The organism is Pandoraea sp. XJJ-1 (assembly GCF_026802345.1).
Classification (GTDB): Bacteria; Pseudomonadota; Gammaproteobacteria; order Burkholderiales; family Burkholderiaceae; genus Pandoraea; species Pandoraea cepalis.
This window is the reverse complement of record NZ_CP113827.1, coordinates 4,331,878-4,352,131: the sequence shown is the minus strand read 5'-3', so window position 1 is coordinate 4,352,131 and position 20,254 is coordinate 4,331,878. Positions and strand designations below refer to the sequence as shown.

Sequence of the window (20,254 nt, the reverse complement as noted above, 5' to 3'; positions counted from 1 at the left end):
GCCGTGTTGTGAAACGTGCTGCCTATTGTAGACCCGTTGCTTGCCCCTCGTGTGTCACCGGGCATCGCGTCGGCGAGGTCACGACTGCCCGTTGCCGGTGGGGCCGTGGAGTTCGTGTTCGAGACGCACGACTTCCTGCGCGACGAGTGCGATGGCGTTGCGAATTTCCATGAGCGCGGTGTAGAGCGCTTGCGCGTTCTGGGGAGATTGCAGGGCGAGGTCGCGGGCGGCGGCTTCGATGGCGTCCAACGACAGGGCGATGCGGTCGAGATTCTCCAGCATGGGGCGATCTCCGATGGCGCGCGCAGCGCGTGCGTAGCCCTATGATACCCAACTGACGTATCTCGGTGGGGATGTTAGAATGCGTGCCCTTGCCGGGGTGATGAAATTGGTAAACATAGCGGACTTAAAATCCGCCGCCTTCGGGCTTACCGGTTCAAGTCCGGTCCCCGGCACCAGTCATGCATCCGTTTCGCTGAAAGCGCAGACCGCGTTGGACGTTTTCGCAATCGTCCGGGGTCTGCCACAAGCGGGCGTCCATCGAAGTCACTCCCATTGTCTTTCGCCGTGGCCTACCGTCGCGGTACGACACCCAGTTCATCGTTTCCGGCCCATCGTTCCCGTTACCCGCAGCGTGACGAGGTCGCGGTCACGCGAAAGCGCTGCGATGGCGCCGGCATTCAGCGGCGTGAATTTCATCCGTGCCATCTCTGCGACCAGCGTCGCTCACGATTCGTCGCCAAAGCCCAGCGCAAACGCATGATGGCGCACGTCGGCCGGCCAGCCGGCGACCCGTTCGCCAAAACGCACACGATCGTCTGCAAACAGCGCTCGCGCCGCTTCCTCGAAGCCGGGTAGATCGCCGGCTAACGCCGACATGAAATGATAGGCGCGTTCGTGCGAGGCGCGGCGATCGTCACGTTGGGCGTGAGCGCGGCGCGCGTCTTCAACCAGCTTTCGGAGGGCGACCGATGCACCGCCCGGCTGCGCCGCGAGCCAATCCCAATGGCGTGGCAACAGCGTGACCTCACGCGCGACGACGCCGAGCTTCGGACGTCCTCTGCCGCGTGTTTCGCTCTGCGGCGCCGCGCTGTCGGTGTCGTTGCCGTAGGGCGCATCGGATACCGCCTGCGTGAAGCGCGCGCTGATTTCGTCGTCGGTCCCGCGTGTGTCGATGTCGATCGCGCGCCCAGTCGTGTTGTCGAAAATCAGCACCGGCGTCCGGGGCGCCTTTTCCACGGCACGCTTTACCGAAAGCGCGACGGCAGCGAGCGAGCCGGAGGCAATGCACCGTTGACCCGCGAAGGCGATGTGGGAGGGAAGCGTCGAAGGTGTCATGGTATCTAGCCGGATAGTGAGAAGCGCAATTTATACCCGGATAAAAATAATGTCAATATTATCCGGGTATAAATATAACGGCGACCGTCCGGAGAGTGTCCAGAGGCTGACCGTTGTCCATCCGAGCCTGCGCAACGCGGGCTGACTTTTTTAGGTATCGAAAATTTAAAGAATCCGCATTTCTGATAGTTGTGCGCGCGCAAGAATAGCGGTGCCGTGCGGCCACTTCGGCAACGTTTCCGAATGGCTTGTCGCGACGGCATTCAACCGCAAACCACAGCTACACAGGAAAAAACATGCAACTCCAAAACCACCCGTCATGCAGGCCTTTCTACGAAGCCGGGGACATGTCGCAAATGGCCGCATTTTATGAGGAAGGCCGAAACATCATGTGGATGATGCTCCGTGCCGCCCCCCGCCCGTGTTTCAATCAGGGGCTTCTCACTGAGATCATGCACCTTGCCCGTACGGCGCGCGAATCCGGGGTGCGCATCGATTTTTGGGTCACAGGATCGCTGGTGCCCGAGCTTTTCAACGTTGGCGGAGATCTTAGCTTCTTTGTCGATGCGATCCGCTCCGGCAAGCGCGACATGCTGATGGCGTACGCGCGGTCGTGCATCGATTGCATCTGGGAGATGTACAACGGCTACGGCACCGGCGCGATCTCGATCGCGATGGTCGAGGGCAGCGCGCTCGGCGGCGGACTCGAGGCGGCGCTCGCGCATCACTTCGTGCTTGCGCAGAAAGGCGTGAAGCTCGGTTTTCCGGAGATCGCGTTCAATCTGTTCCCCGGCATGGGCGGATATTCGCTCGTCGCACGCCGAGCCGGCATGCGCGTGGCGGAGGAACTGATCAGTACCGGAGAGTCGCACGTGGCCGAGTGGTTCACGGAAAAGGGGCTTGTCGACCAGCTATTCGAGCCCGGCGACGCGTTCCTCGCGACACGCACGTTTATCGACGTGATCCGGCCTAAGCTGAATGGGATTCGCGCGCTGATCCGCGCGCGTCAACGCGTGCTGCCCCTGGATCGCTCGGAGCTGATGGACATTACCGAGGACTGGGTTCGGTCGACGTTTACGATCGAGACGAAGGATCTCGCCTATATGGAGCGACTGGTGATGATGCAGAACCGCCGCGTTTCCAAGCTCCGCACGGTATCTTGAGGCACAACGGCGGTAAAGTGATGTAGCGAATCGAGAAGGCTCAGGCGATAAGCCTGAGCTTTCTTTTTTCGATGATCCAAGCCTCGAGATCGTGTGCTGGCATCGGCTTCGCGTAGAGGTAGCCTTGCGCACGTTCGATCCCGGCCTGCCGCAGGAATGCCGCCTGGGCGTCGGTCTCGACCCCTTCCGCCACCACCGAAAACCCCAGCGCCTTGGCCAACGTGAATACTGACGACACGAGCGCCTGGGCATTCGTGTCGCTGTCGACGCTGGTCACGAAACTGCGGTCGAGCTTGATCACATCGAATGGCAGGCGCGCGAGCTGCGCAAGTGACGAATAGCCGGTGCCGAAATCGTCGAGATAAATCCGTGCGCCGAGCTTTCGGAACTGCTCCATCAGACTGAGCACCCGGTCCTCGTCCTCGATGAAGCAGCTCTCGGTCAACTCGACGTCGAGCAGGCCGGGCTTCAGACCGACGCTGTCGCAGATCTCGCCGAAGTGATTTGCGACATTCAGGTCGCTCAATTGACGCGCGGACACATTGATCGAGACGCGCATGTTCAGGCCCTTCGCTTGCCACTGAACGGCCTGTTTCGCTGCCGCTTCCATCACCCAGCGTCCGAGTGATCCGATCAGGCCGAATTCCTCGGCATGGCGAATGAATTCGACAGGCCCCACCAGTCCGCGCTCCGGCGATTGCCAGCGGATCAATGCCTCGACACTTTGTATGTCGCCCGTCGCGATGTCGACGAGCGGCTGATAGTGCAATACGAACTGCTTTTCCTCGAGCGCCTTGCGAAGATTGGTATCGAGCCACATGGCCTTCGCGACCTTCTGGTTCATTTCCTGAGTGAACACCCGATACGTCCGCTTTCCGGCTTCCTTCGCAACGTACATTGCCGTATCGGCGTTGCGGATGAGGGTTTCCATGGTGTCGCCATGTTGCGGATGCAGCGTGATGCCGATCGAGCAACTGGTATAGACCTCCATCACGTCCAGGCGAACCGACGTCTCGAACCGGTCGATGATCGTCTTCGCGGTGTCTTCGAGCATGGCGAGCGTTGCGTGCTCGAACAGCACCAGGAATTCGTCGCCACCGAGACGCGCGAGCGTTGCACATTCGGGCAGGCAGTTCCTGACGATCGCGGACACTTGGGTCAGTAGACGGTCGCCGGTCACATGTCCATAGTGATCGTTGACGTGCTTGAAGTTGTCGAGATCGAGAAACAGGATGCCGACCTGCCGTGGGGTGTCATCCGGGCCGCCAGCTAGCGCGGCGCGGATCATCTCGGTGACGGCATGGCGGTTCGGCAGCCCGGTCAGCACGTCGGTATTCGCAAGCTCGGTCAGGCGCTGCTGTGCGTTGCGCTCCTCGGTGATATCGACGCCCGAGCAAATCAGGAACCGCTCGTCGAGTCCGCTGCCGCTCTGCACGAACTTATTGCGAAACTGATACAGGCGCGGGCCGTTGACCGTATTGATGAAGCGCTCGACAGCGAATGGCTTGTCGTTTTCGAAGAAACCCGTGATGTTCGTGCTCGACTTCTTGCCTTGCTCTTCGGTCATGAACAGATCGAAGGCGCTCCTGCCAATGACGTCTTCCTCGCGTTTGCCCAGTACTTCTTCGGCGAGCCGATTGAAGCGCTGCAGGATGCCGTGCCGGTTGAGGACCACGACGAGCGAATTGACTTCGGAGACGACCTGCTCGGCAAAGGCAAGACCGTGCGCGAGGTCGCGCGCGACGGAGCGAGTATCCGAGTAGGCGGAGGCGGTGCCGGCCCAGGTGGTCGCATCGAGCTTTTTGCCAACCATGTGCAGGCGAAGCGGATGGCCAAACAGGGCGATCTCGAGTTCGAAGGACGAGGTGACGCCAGTCAGGCTGCGAATCGTGGCGGCCTGCGCGGCATCGAGCGCGATGCTGATGTTCGTCAAGCCGCGAACCGCGGAAAGCTCGAGTGCGTTGCTGTCGATGCCCAGGCGCCAGTATGGGCTCTGTGTGCCGAGGTGGACTTCGAGGACTTCACTGTCGTTTTCGTCATGCATGGACGAGACCCGCCTTTAAACCGCATAAGTTAGACGGCGCTCCATGACGGATGCCCATCGACGCGCCTCGCCATACGTTGCGCCATTCGCGGCAAAGCGCGATGCGCATCTGTTCTCGCCGGCTGGCGTCCCGGCTTGCGCCGACCGGGCGGTCGCATGGGGTGCATTGAACGATTACGTGTCGGTCATCTTATCAAAAGATGACTATGGGTTTCAATGTTCATACCTAACCAGTGACGTTCGCGTGCGGTCGGTGCGCTTCCCCCCTCATCGTCGGCAATAAACGGACATTATCGAACCCGAACGCCAATCTGGTGGAAGTCGTATTTCAAACGCGCGTCAGCGAGTACTGCTTTGCTTTACCCATTGTCACGGCCCCACGTGGTGCATGACGCCTTCCCGCAGCCCCCGGAACCGCTGCCGCGCTGACCTTCGCCGAATCTGGTACTTTTTGGTATCTGCGCCCGGATGCAGATCCGATCGTCTGATTTCATGCAACGTATGGAGCGAGAAATGGAAAGCAAAAGCGCGAGTGCTTCTGGCAAGTGCCCGGTGATGCATGGCAGTGCCACGTCGGCGGAGATGTCCCACATGGATTGGTGGCCCAAGGCGCTGAACCTTGACATCCTGCATCAGCACGACAGCAAGACCAACCCGATGGGGGCGTCGTTTCACTATCGGGACGCCGTCAAGACGCTCGACGTCGATGCGCTCAAAAAAGACCTCAAGGCCCTGATGACCGACAGTCAGGACTGGTGGCCGGCGGACTGGGGGCACTACGGCGGCCTGATGATCCGCATGGCCTGGCACTCTGCAGGCACCTATCGCATCGCCGACGGGCGAGGCGGCGGCGGCACGGGCAATCAGCGATTCGCGCCGCTCAACTCCTGGCCGGACAATGCCAATCTCGACAAAGCCCGTCGTCTGCTGTGGCCGATCAAGAAGAAGTACGGCAACAAGCTGAGCTGGGCGGACCTGATCATTCTCGCCGGCACGCTGGCTTACGAATCGATGGGGTTGAAGACCTTCGGCTTCGGCTTCGGACGTGAAGATATCTGGCATCCGGAAAAGGATATCTACTGGGGATCCGAAAAGGCGTGGCTCGCGCCCACCGACAACCCGAACAGCCGCTACTCCGGCGAACGTGATCTGGAAAACCCGCTGGCGGCAGTCATGATGGGGTTGATCTATGTGAACCCGGAGGGCGTCGATGGCAAGCCCGATCCGCTGAAGACCGCGCGTGACGTGCGCGAGACCTTCGCGCGCATGGCGATGAACGACGAGGAAACGGTCGCCCTGACCGCTGGGGGCCACACCGTTGGCAAGACGCATGGCAATGGCAACGCGGCCAATCTCGGCCCGGCGCCGGAAGGTGCGGATGTCGACGCGCAGGGGCTGGGCTGGATCAACGCGGTCAGCCGTGGTGTGGGGCGCGACACGGTCACCAGTGGCATCGAAGGGGCCTGGACCACGCACCCGACGACGTGGGACGGCGGCTATTTCGACATGCTTCTCGGCCATGAGTGGGCGTTGCAGAAGTCGCCCGCCGGCGCGTGGCAGTGGGAGCCGGTCGACATCAAGGAAGACGCCATGCCCGTGGATGTCGAAGATCCGTCGATCCGCCGCAAGCCGATCATGACCGACGCCGACATGGCCATGAAGATGGATCCGGCATACCGGAAAATCTCGGAACGGTTCCATCAGGATCAGGCGTATTTCTCGGAAGTCTTCGCTCGCGCATGGTTCAAGCTGACGCACCGCGACATGGGCCCGAAGTCCCGCTACCTCGGCCCGGATGTGCCGAAGGAGGACTTGATCTGGCAAGACCCGGTTCCCGCGGGCCGCAAGGATTACGACGTGGCTGCGGTGAAGGCAAAAATCGTCGCCAGCGGCCTCGGCATCGCCGATCTGGTGGCGACGGCGTGGGACAGCGCGCGCACCTTCCGAGGTTCCGACAAGCGCGGCGGCGCCAACGGCGCACGCATTCGTCTGGCACCGCAGAAGGATTGGGAAGGCAACGAGCCGGTGCGTCTGGCCAGCGTGTTGGCCGTGCTGGAGAAGATCGCGGCCGAGACGGGCGCCAGCGTGGCCGATGTGATCGTGCTGGCCGGTAACGTCGGTGTGGAGCAGGCGGCCAAGGCGGCGGGTGTTCACGTCACCGTGCCTTTTGCACCGGGGCGTGGCGATGCCACGCAAGCGCAGACCGATGTGGCGTCGTTCGACGTCCTGGAGCCTGTGGCGGATGGGTTCCGCAATTGGCTGAAGCAGGCATATGTGGTGAGCCCGGAGGAACTGCTGCTCGATCGCGCCCAGTTGATGCGGCTGACGGCGTGCGAAATGACGGCCTTGATGGGCGGCATGCGCGTACTGGGCACCAACCACGCGGGCACCCGGCATGGCGTGCTTACGAACCGCGTTGGCGCATTGACGAATGATTTCTTCGTCAATCTGACCGACATGGCGAACCTCTGGAAGCCCGCGGGCAACAATTTATACGAAATCCGCGATCGCAAGTCCGGCGAAGTGAAATGGACGGCCACGCGTGTCGATCTGGTCTTCGGCTCGAACTCGGTGCTGCGGGCCTATGCGGAGGTCTACGCACAGGACGACAATAAAGAGAAGTTTGTGCAGGACTTCGTCGCCGCCTGGACGAAGGTCATGAACGCCGATCGGTTCGACCTGGCGTAATTCCCGATGGGGCGTCCCCCGCAGCCCGGGCACGGCTGCGGGGGGCGTTCAGACACCGTGCGAGCGGATGAGCGGATAAATCAGCACGCCAATGATCGCCGCCGCCAAGACAACCACCGGCTCCGGCAGACGTTTGAAGCGCCATAACAAGGCGATGGTCACGACCGCCATCAGCAGCGTGGGCCAGTCGACGATCGAGCGGCGTGCGATGACAAGGACCGATCCCGTGATCGCGCCTACGGCTGCTGCTGTGATGCCGTCGACGAAGGCCCGTATCGCGGGCAGCTTGCCGTACTTCTTGAAGTACGGCGCCGGCAGCACAGTAAAGAGATAGCAGGGGAGAAACGTGCCGAGCGCGGCAACGCACGCCCCCGTCAATCCAGCCACGAGATAACCGATAAAGCCGACAGTAATGACAACGGGCCCCGGTGTGATCATCGCCACCGCGACGGCGTCGACGAACTGCTTGTCGTTGAGCCAGTGGTGCTCGGTGACCACCCCGCCATATAGAAACGGCACGATGGCGAGTCCCGAGCCGAACACGAAGGCGCCGGCCTTTGTGAAGAACAGACCGAGTTGGCCAAGCAGAGGCCAATCGAGACCGCTGATTACGCCGCTTGCCGGCGGCAACTGCGCCAACGCAACTGCGTTGATGCCGCCTTTGCCCAGCCATTTGGGCGGTGCCTTAACCAGCCAGTTGATGACACCTCCCGCAATGAACAGCCACGCGATCTCCGATTCGGTGACCACCGTGACGGCAGCCAGCGTCAGGTAGATCGCGAGTAAGAGCCGGTGTCTGCCCACCGTCTTTGTGGTGAGCTTGTACGCGCTCATTGCAATGATGCCCACGACGGCCGCGCCGACGCCATAGAAAACCGCCTGCATCCAGGCAAGACCGCCAAAGTGCGCGTAAGCCCATCCGAGCAGAACCACCATCGCAAACGACGGCAGGACGAAGGCGATGCCAGCGAGCGTCGCGCCAACCACACGATAGTGGACGTAGCCAAGATAGATGCCGAGCTGCGCGGCGAGCGGGCCGGGCATCATCTGCGCCAGTGCCAAGCCCTCGCGGTAGTCCGCGTCGGTAATCCAGCCGCGCCGTTCGACAAGATCGCGATGCATGTACCCGACCAGTGCCACGGGACCGCCGAAGCCGAAGGTGCCAAGCCGCAGCATATAAAGCACCATCTGACCCAGCGTGTAGCCTGGTGCGGAGGCGGTTGTCGTGCTCATGGGCGGCTCCTGCTTTCCTTGTGCTTCGTGCTGGCGGCAAAGTGCGCGTAGAGCGCGTCGAGAACCGGCATCATCGCGTCGAGCAACTGATCATCGTCGGGCGCAGCCTCGCGCGTGCCGGCCAACACGGCTTCGAAGCCGCTGGCCTCTGGCACGGACTCGCCGCCGACATCCAGTGAATGAACCAGTTGCCCAAGGCGCAGCAGCGCCGCGTCGTGATCGAGACCGAACGTCGCGAGCAAAACCTCGAAAGTCACCCGGTCGTCGACGTGCGTGAATGCGGCGCCATCGAAATCGAAGCCGAGCGCGTCTGCGGGACACGCCTTGGGCGACTCGAGCCACACGAACCGAGCCTCGAGATCGATAAACCGACCAATCAGCCATGCGCTCGCTACCCGGTCTACCCACAGGCGACGACGTGTCGCCCAGATTCGCCGCTGATAGTCCTCGCGCTTGAGGAGGGCGATGGGCTGGTGGGCCGCGTGCGGCTCACCCGGCGACACGACCGTCTCGACATGAGAAACGAAGTCCCCCCACGCGGCTGCCGCGCGTGCGGCAGCCTCGGTGGGGAAGTAATCGATTGCGGCAACGCTCTCATAGTCCTTTTGCAGCCGCCGTTGCAACCGGGCCAGCTCGGCAGGCGACTGCGCAGACACCGCCTTGCGTGCCTCGGCGAGCGATTGGACGACGTTGTCGTAGTCGTCGGATCGGTCGAACAGCCCGCGGAAGTACGCCTCCTGCGCCGCGTCGAGGCTTGGGGTGCGCAGCAGATGCGCGGTGCCGCCGCTGTCGTTGATGGATTCGGCAAGCTCGCGCAGCATGCCTTCACGCTCGGCGTTGTAGGGCAGCAGATAAACGCCGTCCCGCAGAACGGCACAGCCCCGGGCTTTCAATGCGCGCCAGTACCGCATGCGCGCGGTGGCGTTTTCCGTCGGCAGTGACAGCACTAGCAGCGACCAGGTGGAAATTCGTTTCATGTAGATAACATTACGTCAACGTAACATACTCTACAAGTTTACTTTTCGTATGATCGGCCAGGTTTTGTCCGCCGAGCCGGCTGGGGGCCAGTACACTTCCCCCCAATAGACGATGCGAGGTTTGACGACCGTGAAATTCCGATACAGCGCGGTATTCACCGCTTTGGCTGCCGCGGCGCTTTTCGGCGCCGCGACGCCGCTCGCCAAAGCGATGCTCGGCGCCGTCAGTCCATTCATGCTGGCCGGGCTGTTTTATCTGGGGAGCGGCTTGGGGCTGGGTGTCGGGATCGCGTGGCGCGCGTTGAGTGGGCGTGGGCGTCATGCCGGCAGCGACCATCGCATCCAGCGGGGCGAGCTGCCGTGGCTGATCGGCGCGATTGCGATGGGGGGTGTCGCCGGCCCGGCGTTGCTGATGCTGGGGCTGTCGAGCACCCCGGCGGCAACGAGTTCGCTGCTGTTGAACCTCGAGGGCGTGCTGACGGCCGTCATTGCCTGGGTGGTTTTCCGGGAAAACGTGGACCTCCAGGTTTTTCTCGGCATGGTGGCGATCGTCGCGGGCGGCGTGCTTCTCTCATGGCACCCTGGCGGGGTGGGTTTGCCGGTGGGCGCGCTGTTGATCGTCTGTGCGTGTATGTGCTGGGCTATCGACAACAACCTCACGCGCAAGGTCTCGGCAAACGACGCAATGGTGATTGCGTGTCTGAAAGGATTGGCGGCGGGTCCGGTAAATCTTGGCATTGCGTTCGCGGCGGGTGCTTCGCTGCCGTCGCCAGGGACAGTGGCCGCGGCCATGGCGACAGGGCTTGCCGGTTACGGAATCAGTCTCGTGCTGTTCGTGGTCGCGCTGCGCAATCTCGGAACCGCGCGTACTGGTGCTTACTTTTCGGTGGCGCCGCTGTTCGGCGTCATACTTTCTCTGATCATCTGGCCCGCATGGCCTGATCTGACTTTTTCGTTGGCTGCCGGACTCATGGCGGTCGGTATCTGGCTGCATGTGCGTGAGCGGCACGAACATGCGCATACGCACGAGCGGCTCGAGCATACGCATCGCCACCGCCATGACGAACATCATCAGCACGAACACGACTTTCCTTATGCCGGCGATGCGCCGCACACGCACGCGCACGCACATCTACCCATCACGCATTCGCATGCGCATTTTCCCGACATCCATCACCGGCATCGGCACTAGCCGGTGGGGTCGGTCCGAAGTCGGGGCAGCATGCAGCGACACCTCGGGATCGCGCCATGGATGTGGTTGAAGCAGCCGTCCGGCGCGCGGTGCATTCCGGTCCCTTTCATTACATTGACGATGCGCCGAAACGCTCCACAACCTCCCACCCCAAACCACCTCACTTCGTACTTTTGGAGTGGCGACGCCATCCGCAGGCGGTGCGTGAGCGACGTTGTGCTGTCGGGCACTGTCGACGTGCCTGAGCTCCCAACGCGCCTGCTCGCCGATTGGACGCGGGAGTTATCGCTGCGCATGACGCTGGGCGCCGGGGATGTCGATGTGATGCCGCTCGCTCGCGCGCGGGCGCGCTGGCCGAACTATTCGCAATATGTGCAGGCCGCGTCCGATTGGACGAACACGCTTGGCTTGCCCGGGTGGCTCGCGTCGAAGGATGTCGCGCTCATGGCGTGCCGTGGTGCGAGGTATCACCACGACGGAGAACAGTACGGCGGCGCGGCCTTTTGCAATTTGTTCCTGAGCGAAGACAAGGGGCAGGACGTTCATTTCCCCGGATTGGACCTTCGCATTCCTTTGACCCGGGGGACGGTGCTGATATTCGACACCTGCCAGCCGCACGGGGTGATTCAACGCGGCCGCCACGCCTTCGATGCCGACGATTTCCCCGTAGATCAGGATGGCACGCAGGTATTCCTGACCTGGGAGCTTCCGATCGAGGATCCCGATGTCGCACGCGCCCTCCACGTCGCCTTCGACGTCGACCCATCGGGCCCGACGACGGTGAATGACGAGCAAGTGCGGCGCAATGGCGGAAGGGTCGAGGTCTGCCCGCAATCAGGTCACTGGCGTCGCGCGGGCGCATCGGGTCACGCGTTGAACGACGGCGTTCGATGATGCCAACGGCGTGGGCTGCTGCGCGCCAGCACCAGCGCTGACTACAGCGGGACGTCTTCGATCAAGGCCAGTCGAAGTGCGCGAATCCGTCGATCGACGAAATAACCACCGCCTTCCGTGTAGCGCAGATACAGCCGAGCGCACGACGTGCATTCCCACACGCTGCAGCGGTTGTATGGGAAGTAGCGCGGGGCGATCGGCGCATCGTCCGCCCAGTACGTCGTCTTGCCCGGCAGGTATTCGGCAACGGTCGGTTCCGGAGTGTCTTCCGCGAGCAAGGTGCCGATCTCCCGCAATAGCGTTTCGTCGAGGGAAACCGGTTGGGATTGCCAGCCGTCGAGCGGCGTTTTCGTGCACGCACACGGACCGGGCGTCTTGGCTTGCGCGCGTCGTGCAAGATCGATCAGGGTGGCGGTGTCCAGAGGGGCGGGCATGGTGGGTATAGTCGTGTCGATGAGGCGGCAAACGCGCCATCATGCGCGCGTTCGCCTGGGTTCGGCAAGCTGTCAGCCGTTCATCATTCGGTCACGCGGGTCCCGGCGACCGTCGACGACACGACCCTCACGTGCTCTCTCGATCGATGATCGTGAACCCTGTATCGACACGCAGCGTTTCGTTGAAGGGCGGGTTCCCATCCAGTCGCTGCAGCAGGGCCTCGGCGGCAAGGCGTCCGATCATCGCCCCGTCGATGCGGACCGTCGACAAGGACGGATGGACGTGGGCGGCGGTGCTCAGATCGCCGAAACCCATCACCGCCACTTGCTGAGGAACGCCAATGCCGCGACTCGCCGCCTCGGCGAGAATGCCCTGCGCCAGCATGTCGGTGCTGCAAACAATCACGTCGGGCAATCCTTTGTCGAGCAAGCGTACAAAGCCTTCGCGCCCCGCTTGCAGTGTTGCCGGCGCGGGCAGGACTTCCAACGGCACATCGTCCATTCCGTGCGCCTTCAATGCCTCCACGACACTGATACTGCGGCGCATTCCGCGCGGATCGTCGGCTGACATCAGGGCGAACCGCCGGTACGATTTCTTCAGCAGATGGTCGACCACCGCGCGGCCGACGGCTTCGTGCGAGAAACCGACCAGCATGTCGATGGGGTCGTCGGCCAGGTCCCACACTTCCACGATCGGCACGTTCGTCTTGAGCAATCGCTCGCGTGTGACGCGGGAGTGGTCTGTGCCGGTCAGGACGATCGCATCCGGTCGACGGCCGAGCAAGGTGTGCACGAGTTGCTCTTCCCGTTCGCGACGGTAGTCCGTTAGCCCCAGCAGCGTTTCATAGCCCGACGCGGCCAGCGTCGACATCATCGTCTGCACCAGTTCCGTGAAGATCGATGTCGCAATCGTCGGCAACAGCAACGCCACGAGGTGGCTCCGGTTCGTGGCAAGCGCGCCCGCCAGCAGGTTGGGCACGTAGCCGGTCACGCGAACGGCGTCGAGCACCCGTTGCCGCGTTGCTTCGCGTACGAGTTCCGGTCGCTTCAGCGTGCGTGACACCGTCATCGCCGTAACGCCGGCAAGGCGTGCAACGTCTTCCAACGTCACGTTGTCGTTCGTCTGAGGCGGCCGACTGGCGGACGGCCTGTAGTGCTCTTCCATCGCGGCTCCCTGAGTTCATCCATTCTATCGATAAGAGAACGCGATTAGAGAGCCCAATGACATACGACGTCGTATGTATTAATCCCGGGAAAACCCGGATTTTCGGACTGTTTGCGCTAACATATGCTTCCAACACATAAGACATCACACAACATTTCGGAGACGATGATGGAAAATGGCGTAACGCGGGCAGCCTTGGCTCGGGATGAGGCGCTTGGCACGGCGGCCGCGACGGCAGGCGGCGTCGATGGCCGTTATGCGGGGCAAAGCAAGGCGCGCTACCTGGTCGTTTTCATGCTTTTCCTGATCACGACGGTCAACTACGCCGATCGCGGAACGCTCTCTATTACGGGCACGGCCATACAGCACCAACTGGGTATTTCGCCGGTCGCGATGGGCTACCTGTTCTCGTCGTTCGCATGGGCCTATGTCGCCGCGCAGATTCCCGGTGGCTGGCTGCTCGATCGCTTCGGCACCAAGCGGGTCTATGCCTGCAGTATCTTCTTTTGGTCACTGGTGACGGCGCTGCAGGGTCTGGTCGCGGGCTTGCCGGTGGCGATGGCGGTCATCACGCTGTTCGCGTTGCGCTTTCTCGTGGGGGCGGCCGAGGCGCCGGCATTCCCGGGCAATTCGCGCATGACCGCCACGTGGTTCCCGACGGCCGAGCGGGGCACGGCGTCGGCCATCTTCAATTCGTCGCAGTATTTTGCCGCCGTGCTGTTCACGCCGCTCATGGGCTGGATCACGCATGCGTACGGTTGGCAGTACGTGTTCTATGTGATGGGCGCGCTGGGCATCGTGCTCACCGGCGTCTGGCTGAAGACCATCTATGCGCCGCGCCAACATCCGCTCGCGAACGACGCGGAAATCCGCTTCATTGCCGATCACGGTGCGATGATCGACCTCGAAGACAAACAAGTCGCCGCGCAGCGTCGCGTCGCGACGGCGGGTTCGAACGACGGAATGCAGGGGCGCAAGATTTTCAGGCAACTGCTCAAGAGCCGCATGATGCTTGGCGTGTTCATCGCGCAATACTGCATCACGACGCTCACCTATTTCTTCCTGACGTGGTTCCCGATCTACCTCGTGCAGGAGCGCCATATGTCGATCCTGAAGGCGGGCTTCGTGTCGTCGATCCCGGCGATTGCCGGCTTCCTCGGCGGCTTGCTCGGCGGCGTGGTGTCGGACCGGATGATGAAGCATGGCTTCTCGACGTCGACCGCGCGCAAGGTGCCCATCGTCGTCGGGCTGCTGCTGTCGACCTGCATGATCGCCTGCAACTACGTGGACAACCAATGGGTGGTGGTCGGCATCATGGCAGCGGCGTTCTTCGGCAAGGGCATCGGCGCGCTGGGCTGGGCCGTTGTGTCGGATACGGCGCCGAAGCAAGCAAGCGGGCTGTGCGCGGGCCTCTTCAATACGTTCGGTAACACGGCAGGTATCACGACGCCGATCGTGATCGGATATCTCGTGCAAGACACGGGTTCGTTCGCGGCGGCACTGGTCTTCGTGAGCGCCAATGCGCTGATTGCGATCGTGTGCTACCTGTTCGTCGTGGGCAAGATCGAGCGCTTCGAGCTGGCGGCGTAACGCATACCTGGCTACCGGTCCCATCGCAAGGAGATTCGATTGAATACCGCCCGCGGATTGCACGAGCAAGGTTCGCCCCTCGAGGCCGCATCGTCGAGCGCCATGGCGACGGCGGATGCCTTCGCCGGTGCGCAGCCGCTCGGCGGGTCGCCCGATGCCCATCGGGTGGCATTCCAGCCGAGCACGCGCTACCCGGACGTCGCCATCGAAATTCTCGATCCGAGCTTCGCGAAATACCGGCTCTACAGCAGCGCGGTCGAGCAGTTGGGGACCGGAATGCGCTGGGCCGAAGGCCCCGTGTACTTCCCCGCGGCACGCTACCTCGTCTTGAGCGACATTCCCAACAATCGCATGATGCGCTATGACGAAGTGACGGGGCATTGGGGTGTCTTTCGCCAGCCGTCGAATCAGAGCAACGGGAACACCCGAGACCGGCAAGGGCGACTCGTCACGTGCGAGCATCTCACGCGGCGCGTCACGCGCACGGAGCACAGCGGCAAGATCACGGTGCTCGCGAACGGCTATCAGGGCAAGCGCCTGAACTCGCCGAACGACGTCGTCTGCCAGTCGAACGGCGCCCTCTGGTTTACCGATCCGCCCTTCGGCATCGCGGGGCATTGGGAAGGCGAGAAGGCGACGCCCGAGCTGCCGCCATCCGTCTATCGTCTTTCGCCGGACGGTGAGTTGCAGGCGAGGATCACTGACCTCGCCGGGCCGAACGGCCTGGCGTTCTCACCAGACGAGTCGAAGCTCTATGTGATCGATAGCCGGGCCACGCCGAGCCGCGTGCTGTGGCAATACGATGTCGGCGCAAACGGCGTCACGCTGTCAAACAAGTCGAAGCTTTTCGATGCGCACGGCGCCGGGGCGCTCGACGGCTTCGCGGTCGATACGGATGGCAACCTGTGGTGCGGCTGGGGCGCTGACGGACGCGCCGGTGTCAGTTCCGCCGACCTCGACGGGGTGAAGGTCTTCAACGCGAACGGCAAGCCGATCGGTTTTATCCGATTGCCGGAACGCTGCGCGAACTTGACGTTCGGCGGCCCGAAGAACAACCGGCTGTATATGGCAAGTTCGCATTCGCTTTATTCGCTTTACGTGGAAGCCGAGGGCGCCGTCTGATCGTCACGACGCTCGCCTGTTTCCCTCAACTACTGGTACTTCGCTTATGTCCACGACTCTCACTCGCGTCAACGCCACGCCTACCGTCACCGAACTGCGCGTCATTCCCGTCGCCGGGCGCGACAGCATGCTGATGAATCTTTCGGGCGCACACGGCCCGTTCTTCACGCGCAATATCGTGATCCTGACCGACAGCGCGGGGAACACGGGCGTAGGCGAAGTGCCGGGCGGCGAGACCATCCGCAAGACGATCGACGATGCGCGTGCCTACGTCGTCGGTCAATCGATCGGCAACCTGCAAGCGATTCTGAATCGCGTGCGTACCGCGTTCGCCGATCGCGACGCGGGCGGTCGCGGTCTGCAGACCTTCGACCTGCGCACCACGATCCACGCCGTCACGGCGCTCGAAGCCGCGCTGCTCGACCTGCTCGGCCAGCACCTTGGCGTGCCGGTCGCTGCCTTGCTCGGCGAAGGCCAGCAACGCGACGAGGTGGAGATGCTCGGCTACCTGTTCTACGTCGGCGATCGTAACAAGACCGATCTGCCGTATGCCTCGGGCGCGCAAGGGCGCGACGATTGGGAGCGTCTGCGCACGGAAGTCGCACTGACGCCGGAAGCGGTCGTGCGTCTGGCGCAAGCCGCGAAGGCGCGTTATGGCTTCAACGATTTCAAGCTCAAGGGCGGCGTGCTCTCAGGCGACGCGGAAATGGAAGCGGCCACCGCGCTTGCGGAGTGCTTCCCGGAAGCACGCGTGACGCTCGACCCGAACGGCGCCTGGTCGCTTGCCGAAGCGATCCGCCTGTGCCGTGACAAGCACGACGTTCTTGCCTACGCGGAAGACCCGTGCGGCGCGGAGAATGGCTATTCTGGCCGCGAAGTGATGGCCGAGTTCCGTCGTGCGACCGGACTGCCGACCGCGACCAACATGATCGCGACCGACTGGCGTCAGATGGGCCACGCGATTCAACTGCAATCCGTTGACATTCCGCTGGCCGACCCGCACTTCTGGACGATGCAGGGCTCGGTGCGTGTTGCGCAGATGTGCAACGACTGGGGCCTCACGTGGGGCTCGCACTCGAACAATCACTTCGACGTGTCGCTGGCCATGTTCACGCACGTTGCCGCCGCCGCGCCCGGCAAGATCACCGCGATCGACACGCACTGGATTTGGCAAGACGGCCAGCGCCTCACGCGCGATCCGTTGCAGATCGTCGGTGGCAAAGTGAAGGTGCCGGAAGTGCCGGGCCTCGGCGTAGAACTCGATATGGACGAAGTCGAGAAGGCGCACGCGCTGTATCAGCAGCATGGCCTCGGTGCGCGCGACGACGGGGTCGCGATGCAGTACCTGATTCCGAACTGGACGTTCGACAACAAGCGTCCGTGCCTCGTGCGCTGAGGCACTTCGCTCGAGCATCGGTGGAAAACATCGGAGGCTGGTAAAATGCGCGTCCCATGCGGAACGTTATTTTATGAAGTCTCAAACACTTCGGGAGCAGTGGCTACCGAATCTCCCCGGCAACGTGCTTGCCGGTCTGACCACGGCGTTCGCGCTAGTGCCCGAGTGCATCGCCTTCGCGCTGGTCGCTCAAGTCAATCCGCTCATGGGCCTCTACGGGGCCTTCATCGTCTGCGCGCTCACCGCCATCTTCGGCGGTCGTCCCGGCATGATCTCGGGGGCGGCCGGATCGATGGCGGTGGTCATCGTCGCACTGGTCATCCAACACGGCGTGCAATATCTGCTGGCGACCGTCGTTCTGGGCGGCGTGCTCATGATGCTCTTCGGCCTGTTGCGTCTCGGCAAGCTGATTCGCATGGTGCCGCACCCGGTGATGATCGGTTTCGTGAATGGGCTCGCGATTGTCATCGCCATGGCGCAGCTGGCACATTTCAAGCGAGCCACGCCGCACGGCGACGTCTGGCTGCAAGGCACACCGCTGGCAATCATGTGCGCGCTGGTTGCGCTCACGATGCTGATCGTCTATGGGCTGCCACGCCTCACGAAGGCCGTGCCGCCCGCGCTCGTCGCCATCGTTGGCGTCGGGCTCTTCAGCCAAGGACTGCACCTGCCCACGCGTACGCTCGGCGACATGGCGCACATTGCCGGGGCACTCCCGTCGCTCCATCTGCCGCAAGTGCCTTTCGATCTGGAGACGTTGCGGATCGTCTTCCCCTACGCATCGCTCATGGCGATGGTCGGTTTGCTGGAGACGCTGCTCACCTTCAATCTCACCGACGAGATCACGCAAACGCGCGGCCGTCCGAATCGAGAATGCCTCGCGCTTGGCGCGTCGAATGTCGTATCTGGAATGTTCGGGGGCATGGGCGGTTGCGCCATGATCGGCCAGACCATGATTAACCTGAGTTCGGGCGGACGCAGCCGCGTTTCGGGGGTGACGGCTGGCATCATGATCCTGCTGTTCGTGCTTTGCCTGTCACCGCTCATCGAGCGCATTCCGCTGGCGGCGCTCGTCGGTGTGATGTTTGTCGTCGCCCAGCAGACGTTCGCCTGGGGCTCACTTCGCGTACTCGGCAAAGTGCCTCGCAACGACGCGCTCGTGATCGTCGCGGTGACGGTCATCACCGTGTTCACGGATCTGGCCGTCGCGGTGATGTGTGGCATTGTTATCGCCGCACTCAACTTCGCCTGGCAGCATGCCCGCGACATTCGTGCCGACGTGCAAGAGAACGGCGACGACGCCCGTACCTATGTGCTTCATGGCACGCTGTTCTTTGCGTCGACCGCCAATTTCCAGGACCTGTTCCAGCCGTTGTCCGATGTCCGCCGGATCGTTGTGGATTGCCGGTCTCTGCACGTGGCGGATCACTCGGCCATCGTGGCGTTCGAGACGCTCAGGGAGCGTTATCGGACGTCGGGTCGAAACGTGCGCTTCGTCAACCTTTCGTCGCGCAATCAACGCCTGCTGGAACGAGCCGGTGTGAGCCTCGTCGAGGCCTGAGGCACGCTTGCGGGCGATGGCCGTCGCGCGTTACTTGAACGTGTGCAGGTAGGCCAGCAAGTCGGCCACCTTGCGCTCGTTTCCGATGCCCCAGAAGCGCATCTTCGTTCCCGGCACGGTCTTGCCTGGATTGGCAATGAAGGTGGCGAGCGTCTTGTCGTCCCAGACAATGCCGGACTGCTTCATCGCCGTAGAGTAATCGTAGTCCGGCACGCTGCCCGCGCGGCGGTTGAAGAGGCGGTTGAGTTGCGGGCCGAAGCCCGACGTCGCCATGGGGCCGACCGCATGGCACGACGCACAGCGTGCCGCGAACATTGCCTTGCCGGCTTCCACGTCGCCAGCGGCCATGGCGGGCGACGCGAGCGCGCTCAGCGCGCCGAGCAGCGCGAGCGTTGGCGCAACCCGGCGTCGGCGGGCGGCAAGCGGGAGTGGCGGGAGTGGCGCGAGTCGTACGACACGCGGGACAGCGAAGATCGGGAAAGCGGAGCGGGCAGTCATCGGAGGGCGTGCAGCCGGGGAACGGGTCGAAGGCAATCCGCTAACTTACCGCGTTCCCTCCGGCGCGACCAGCGATTCCCGTGCGAAGGCGGTGCGACATCGTGTCGCGGCCGTCGACGCCAGAGCATCGACGGCCAATCGCCGCAGGCGGCAGCGGTCTTACGCCGCGCCCTTGATCACGCTCTCCGGCAAATCGCGACCGTGGTACTTCTTGTAGATCGCGTTGAGCTTGCCGTTCTTCAGATTGGTCTTCACCCAATGGTTGATCCAATCCTTGAGCGCCGGCTGATTCTTGTTGAGCGCAATGCCCAGATTGAATTCCGTCTGCGCGAACTTCAGTTCGAGGTTCTTCTCCGGGGCGCGCTTTTGCATCTCGCCGAGATTCGACGGCGTGCTCGAGAAGATGTCGACCTGACCGGTCACCATCGACGTGATGAGCGTCGCGTCGTCTTCGTAGCGCACGATCTGCGCACCCTTGGCGTTTTGCGTGGTGAGCGTGTCGTTGACGGTCGCGCGCGTGAGGCCGATGCGCTTGCCGTTCAGGTCGTCATAGCCCTTGATGACCATGCTCTTGGGGCCGCCGACGATGATCGAGATGACCGCGTACGGCATCGAAAAATCGATCACCTTCTCACGCTCCGGGGAGATCGCGAGATCGGCCACCACGATATCGGCGCGGTTCGACTGCAGCGTAGGGATGCGTGCGGCGTTCGTCACGGACACAATGTCGAGCTTCACCCCCAGATCCTGGGCCAGCAGCTTGGCCGTTTCGACGTCCGAGCCCACCGGTTGCAGGTTCGCGTCGGCATACGAATACAGCGGCGTGCCCATGGCGATGGCGACGCGGATCTTGCCTGCCTTCTTGATGTCGTCGAGCTGGTCGGCGAGGGCAGCATGCGCCACGGCGCCGAGCAGAGCGGCGGCGCAAGCTTGGGTGAGGAACGTCTTGAGTTTCATGC

General features: G+C 62.7%; 17 protein-coding genes and 1 tRNA gene. 9 read left to right on the top strand and 9 right to left on the bottom strand.

What is annotated here, in order from left to right; all coding sequences use genetic code 11:
* Positions 1-78: 78 nt before the first annotated feature.
* The gene (locus tag OYT13_RS20010; protein WP_017232965.1) at positions 79-282 is read right to left on the bottom strand and encodes a hypothetical protein; all 204 of its coding nucleotides are present in this window, start codon (positions 280-282) and stop codon (positions 79-81) included.
* A 91-nt stretch (positions 283-373) separates the two neighbouring features.
* Here OYT13_RS20010 and OYT13_RS20005 point away from each other — a divergent pair.
* Positions 374-458, top strand: a tRNA-Leu gene (locus OYT13_RS20005).
* A 268-nt stretch (positions 459-726) separates the two neighbouring features.
* On the opposite strand, the gene OYT13_RS20000 is transcribed toward OYT13_RS20005, so the two are convergent.
* Positions 727-1,338: a DUF2239 family protein gene (locus tag OYT13_RS20000; protein WP_268566861.1), complete on the bottom strand. Its 612-nt coding sequence runs from the start codon at positions 1,336-1,338 to the stop codon at positions 727-729.
* Between the two features lie 296 nt (positions 1,339-1,634).
* On the opposite strand from OYT13_RS20000, the gene OYT13_RS19995 reads away from it, so the two are divergent.
* Entirely contained in the window at positions 1,635-2,501 is an 867-nt protein-coding gene (locus tag OYT13_RS19995) for a crotonase/enoyl-CoA hydratase family protein (protein WP_268566860.1), read from the top strand.
* Positions 2,502-2,541: 40 nt separating this feature from the next.
* On the opposite strand, the gene pdeR is transcribed toward OYT13_RS19995, so the two are convergent.
* On the bottom strand, positions 2,542-4,545 hold the full coding sequence (gene pdeR, locus OYT13_RS19990) for a cyclic di-GMP phosphodiesterase (protein WP_017232972.1): 2,004 nt from the start codon (positions 4,543-4,545) through the stop codon (positions 2,542-2,544).
* A gap of 513 nt (positions 4,546-5,058) precedes the next feature.
* Here pdeR and katG point away from each other — a divergent pair.
* Complete coding sequence (gene katG, locus OYT13_RS19985) at positions 5,059-7,233, top strand: catalase/peroxidase HPI (protein WP_442796426.1); 2,175 nt, start codon at positions 5,059-5,061, stop codon at positions 7,231-7,233.
* 48 nt (positions 7,234-7,281) lie between these two features.
* On the opposite strand, the gene OYT13_RS19980 is transcribed toward katG, so the two are convergent.
* Positions 7,282-8,466 (bottom strand): chromate transporter, encoded by a 1,185-nt coding sequence (locus tag OYT13_RS19980; RefSeq protein ID WP_017232974.1) that lies wholly within the window; start codon positions 8,464-8,466, stop codon positions 7,282-7,284.
* Positions 8,463-9,443 carry a chromate resistance protein ChrB domain-containing protein gene (locus OYT13_RS19975; RefSeq protein WP_268566859.1) on the bottom strand — a complete coding sequence of 327 codons (981 nt, stop codon included), beginning with the start codon at positions 9,441-9,443 and terminating at the stop codon, positions 8,463-8,465. Before OYT13_RS19975 ends, OYT13_RS19980 begins: the two co-directional genes overlap by 4 nt.
* A gap of 130 nt (positions 9,444-9,573) precedes the next feature.
* Between OYT13_RS19975 and OYT13_RS19970 the strand changes: the two genes are divergently transcribed.
* Positions 9,574-10,635, top strand: coding sequence for a DMT family transporter (locus OYT13_RS19970; protein ID WP_026131770.1), 1,062 nt, complete (start codon positions 9,574-9,576; stop codon positions 10,633-10,635).
* Positions 10,636-10,755: 120 nt separating this feature from the next.
* Entirely contained in the window at positions 10,756-11,529 is a 774-nt protein-coding gene (locus OYT13_RS19965) for a hypothetical protein (RefSeq protein ID WP_268567909.1), read from the top strand.
* 41 nt (positions 11,530-11,570) lie between these two features.
* Here OYT13_RS19965 and OYT13_RS19960 read toward each other — a convergent pair whose 3' ends face one another.
* Positions 11,571-11,963 carry a hypothetical protein gene (locus OYT13_RS19960; protein ID WP_017232978.1) on the bottom strand — a complete coding sequence of 131 codons (393 nt, stop codon included), beginning with the start codon at positions 11,961-11,963 and terminating at the stop codon, positions 11,571-11,573.
* Between the two features lie 127 nt (positions 11,964-12,090).
* Positions 12,091-13,074: a LacI family DNA-binding transcriptional regulator gene (locus OYT13_RS19955; RefSeq protein ID WP_315973431.1), complete on the bottom strand. Its 984-nt coding sequence runs from the start codon at positions 13,072-13,074 to the stop codon at positions 12,091-12,093.
* A 222-nt stretch (positions 13,075-13,296) separates the two neighbouring features.
* Between OYT13_RS19955 and OYT13_RS19950 the strand changes: the two genes are divergently transcribed.
* The 4 genes from OYT13_RS19950 (at position 13,297) to OYT13_RS19935 (ending at position 18,797) form a co-directional block, all read left to right on the top strand.
* Complete coding sequence (locus tag OYT13_RS19950) at positions 13,297-14,718, top strand: MFS transporter (protein ID WP_327198101.1); 1,422 nt, start codon at positions 13,297-13,299, stop codon at positions 14,716-14,718.
* Between the two features lie 39 nt (positions 14,719-14,757).
* Positions 14,758-15,840 (top strand): SMP-30/gluconolactonase/LRE family protein, encoded by a 1,083-nt coding sequence (locus OYT13_RS19945; protein ID WP_268566858.1) that lies wholly within the window; start codon positions 14,758-14,760, stop codon positions 15,838-15,840.
* A 46-nt stretch (positions 15,841-15,886) separates the two neighbouring features.
* Entirely contained in the window at positions 15,887-17,236 is a 1,350-nt protein-coding gene (gene gudD, locus OYT13_RS19940) for a glucarate dehydratase (protein WP_017232986.1), read from the top strand.
* A 73-nt stretch (positions 17,237-17,309) separates the two neighbouring features.
* Positions 17,310-18,797, top strand: a complete 1,488-nt coding sequence (locus OYT13_RS19935) for a SulP family inorganic anion transporter (RefSeq protein WP_017232987.1) — start codon at positions 17,310-17,312, stop codon at positions 18,795-18,797.
* Between the two features lie 30 nt (positions 18,798-18,827).
* On the opposite strand, the gene OYT13_RS19930 is transcribed toward OYT13_RS19935, so the two are convergent.
* Positions 18,828-19,295 carry a c-type cytochrome gene (locus OYT13_RS19930; RefSeq protein ID WP_302476043.1) on the bottom strand — a complete coding sequence of 156 codons (468 nt, stop codon included), beginning with the start codon at positions 19,293-19,295 and terminating at the stop codon, positions 18,828-18,830.
* A gap of 159 nt (positions 19,296-19,454) precedes the next feature.
* A complete protein-coding gene (locus OYT13_RS19925; protein ID WP_017232989.1) occupies positions 19,455-20,252 on the bottom strand; it encodes a transporter substrate-binding domain-containing protein in 798 nt (265 codons plus the stop codon).
* Positions 20,253-20,254 lie beyond the last annotated feature (2 nt).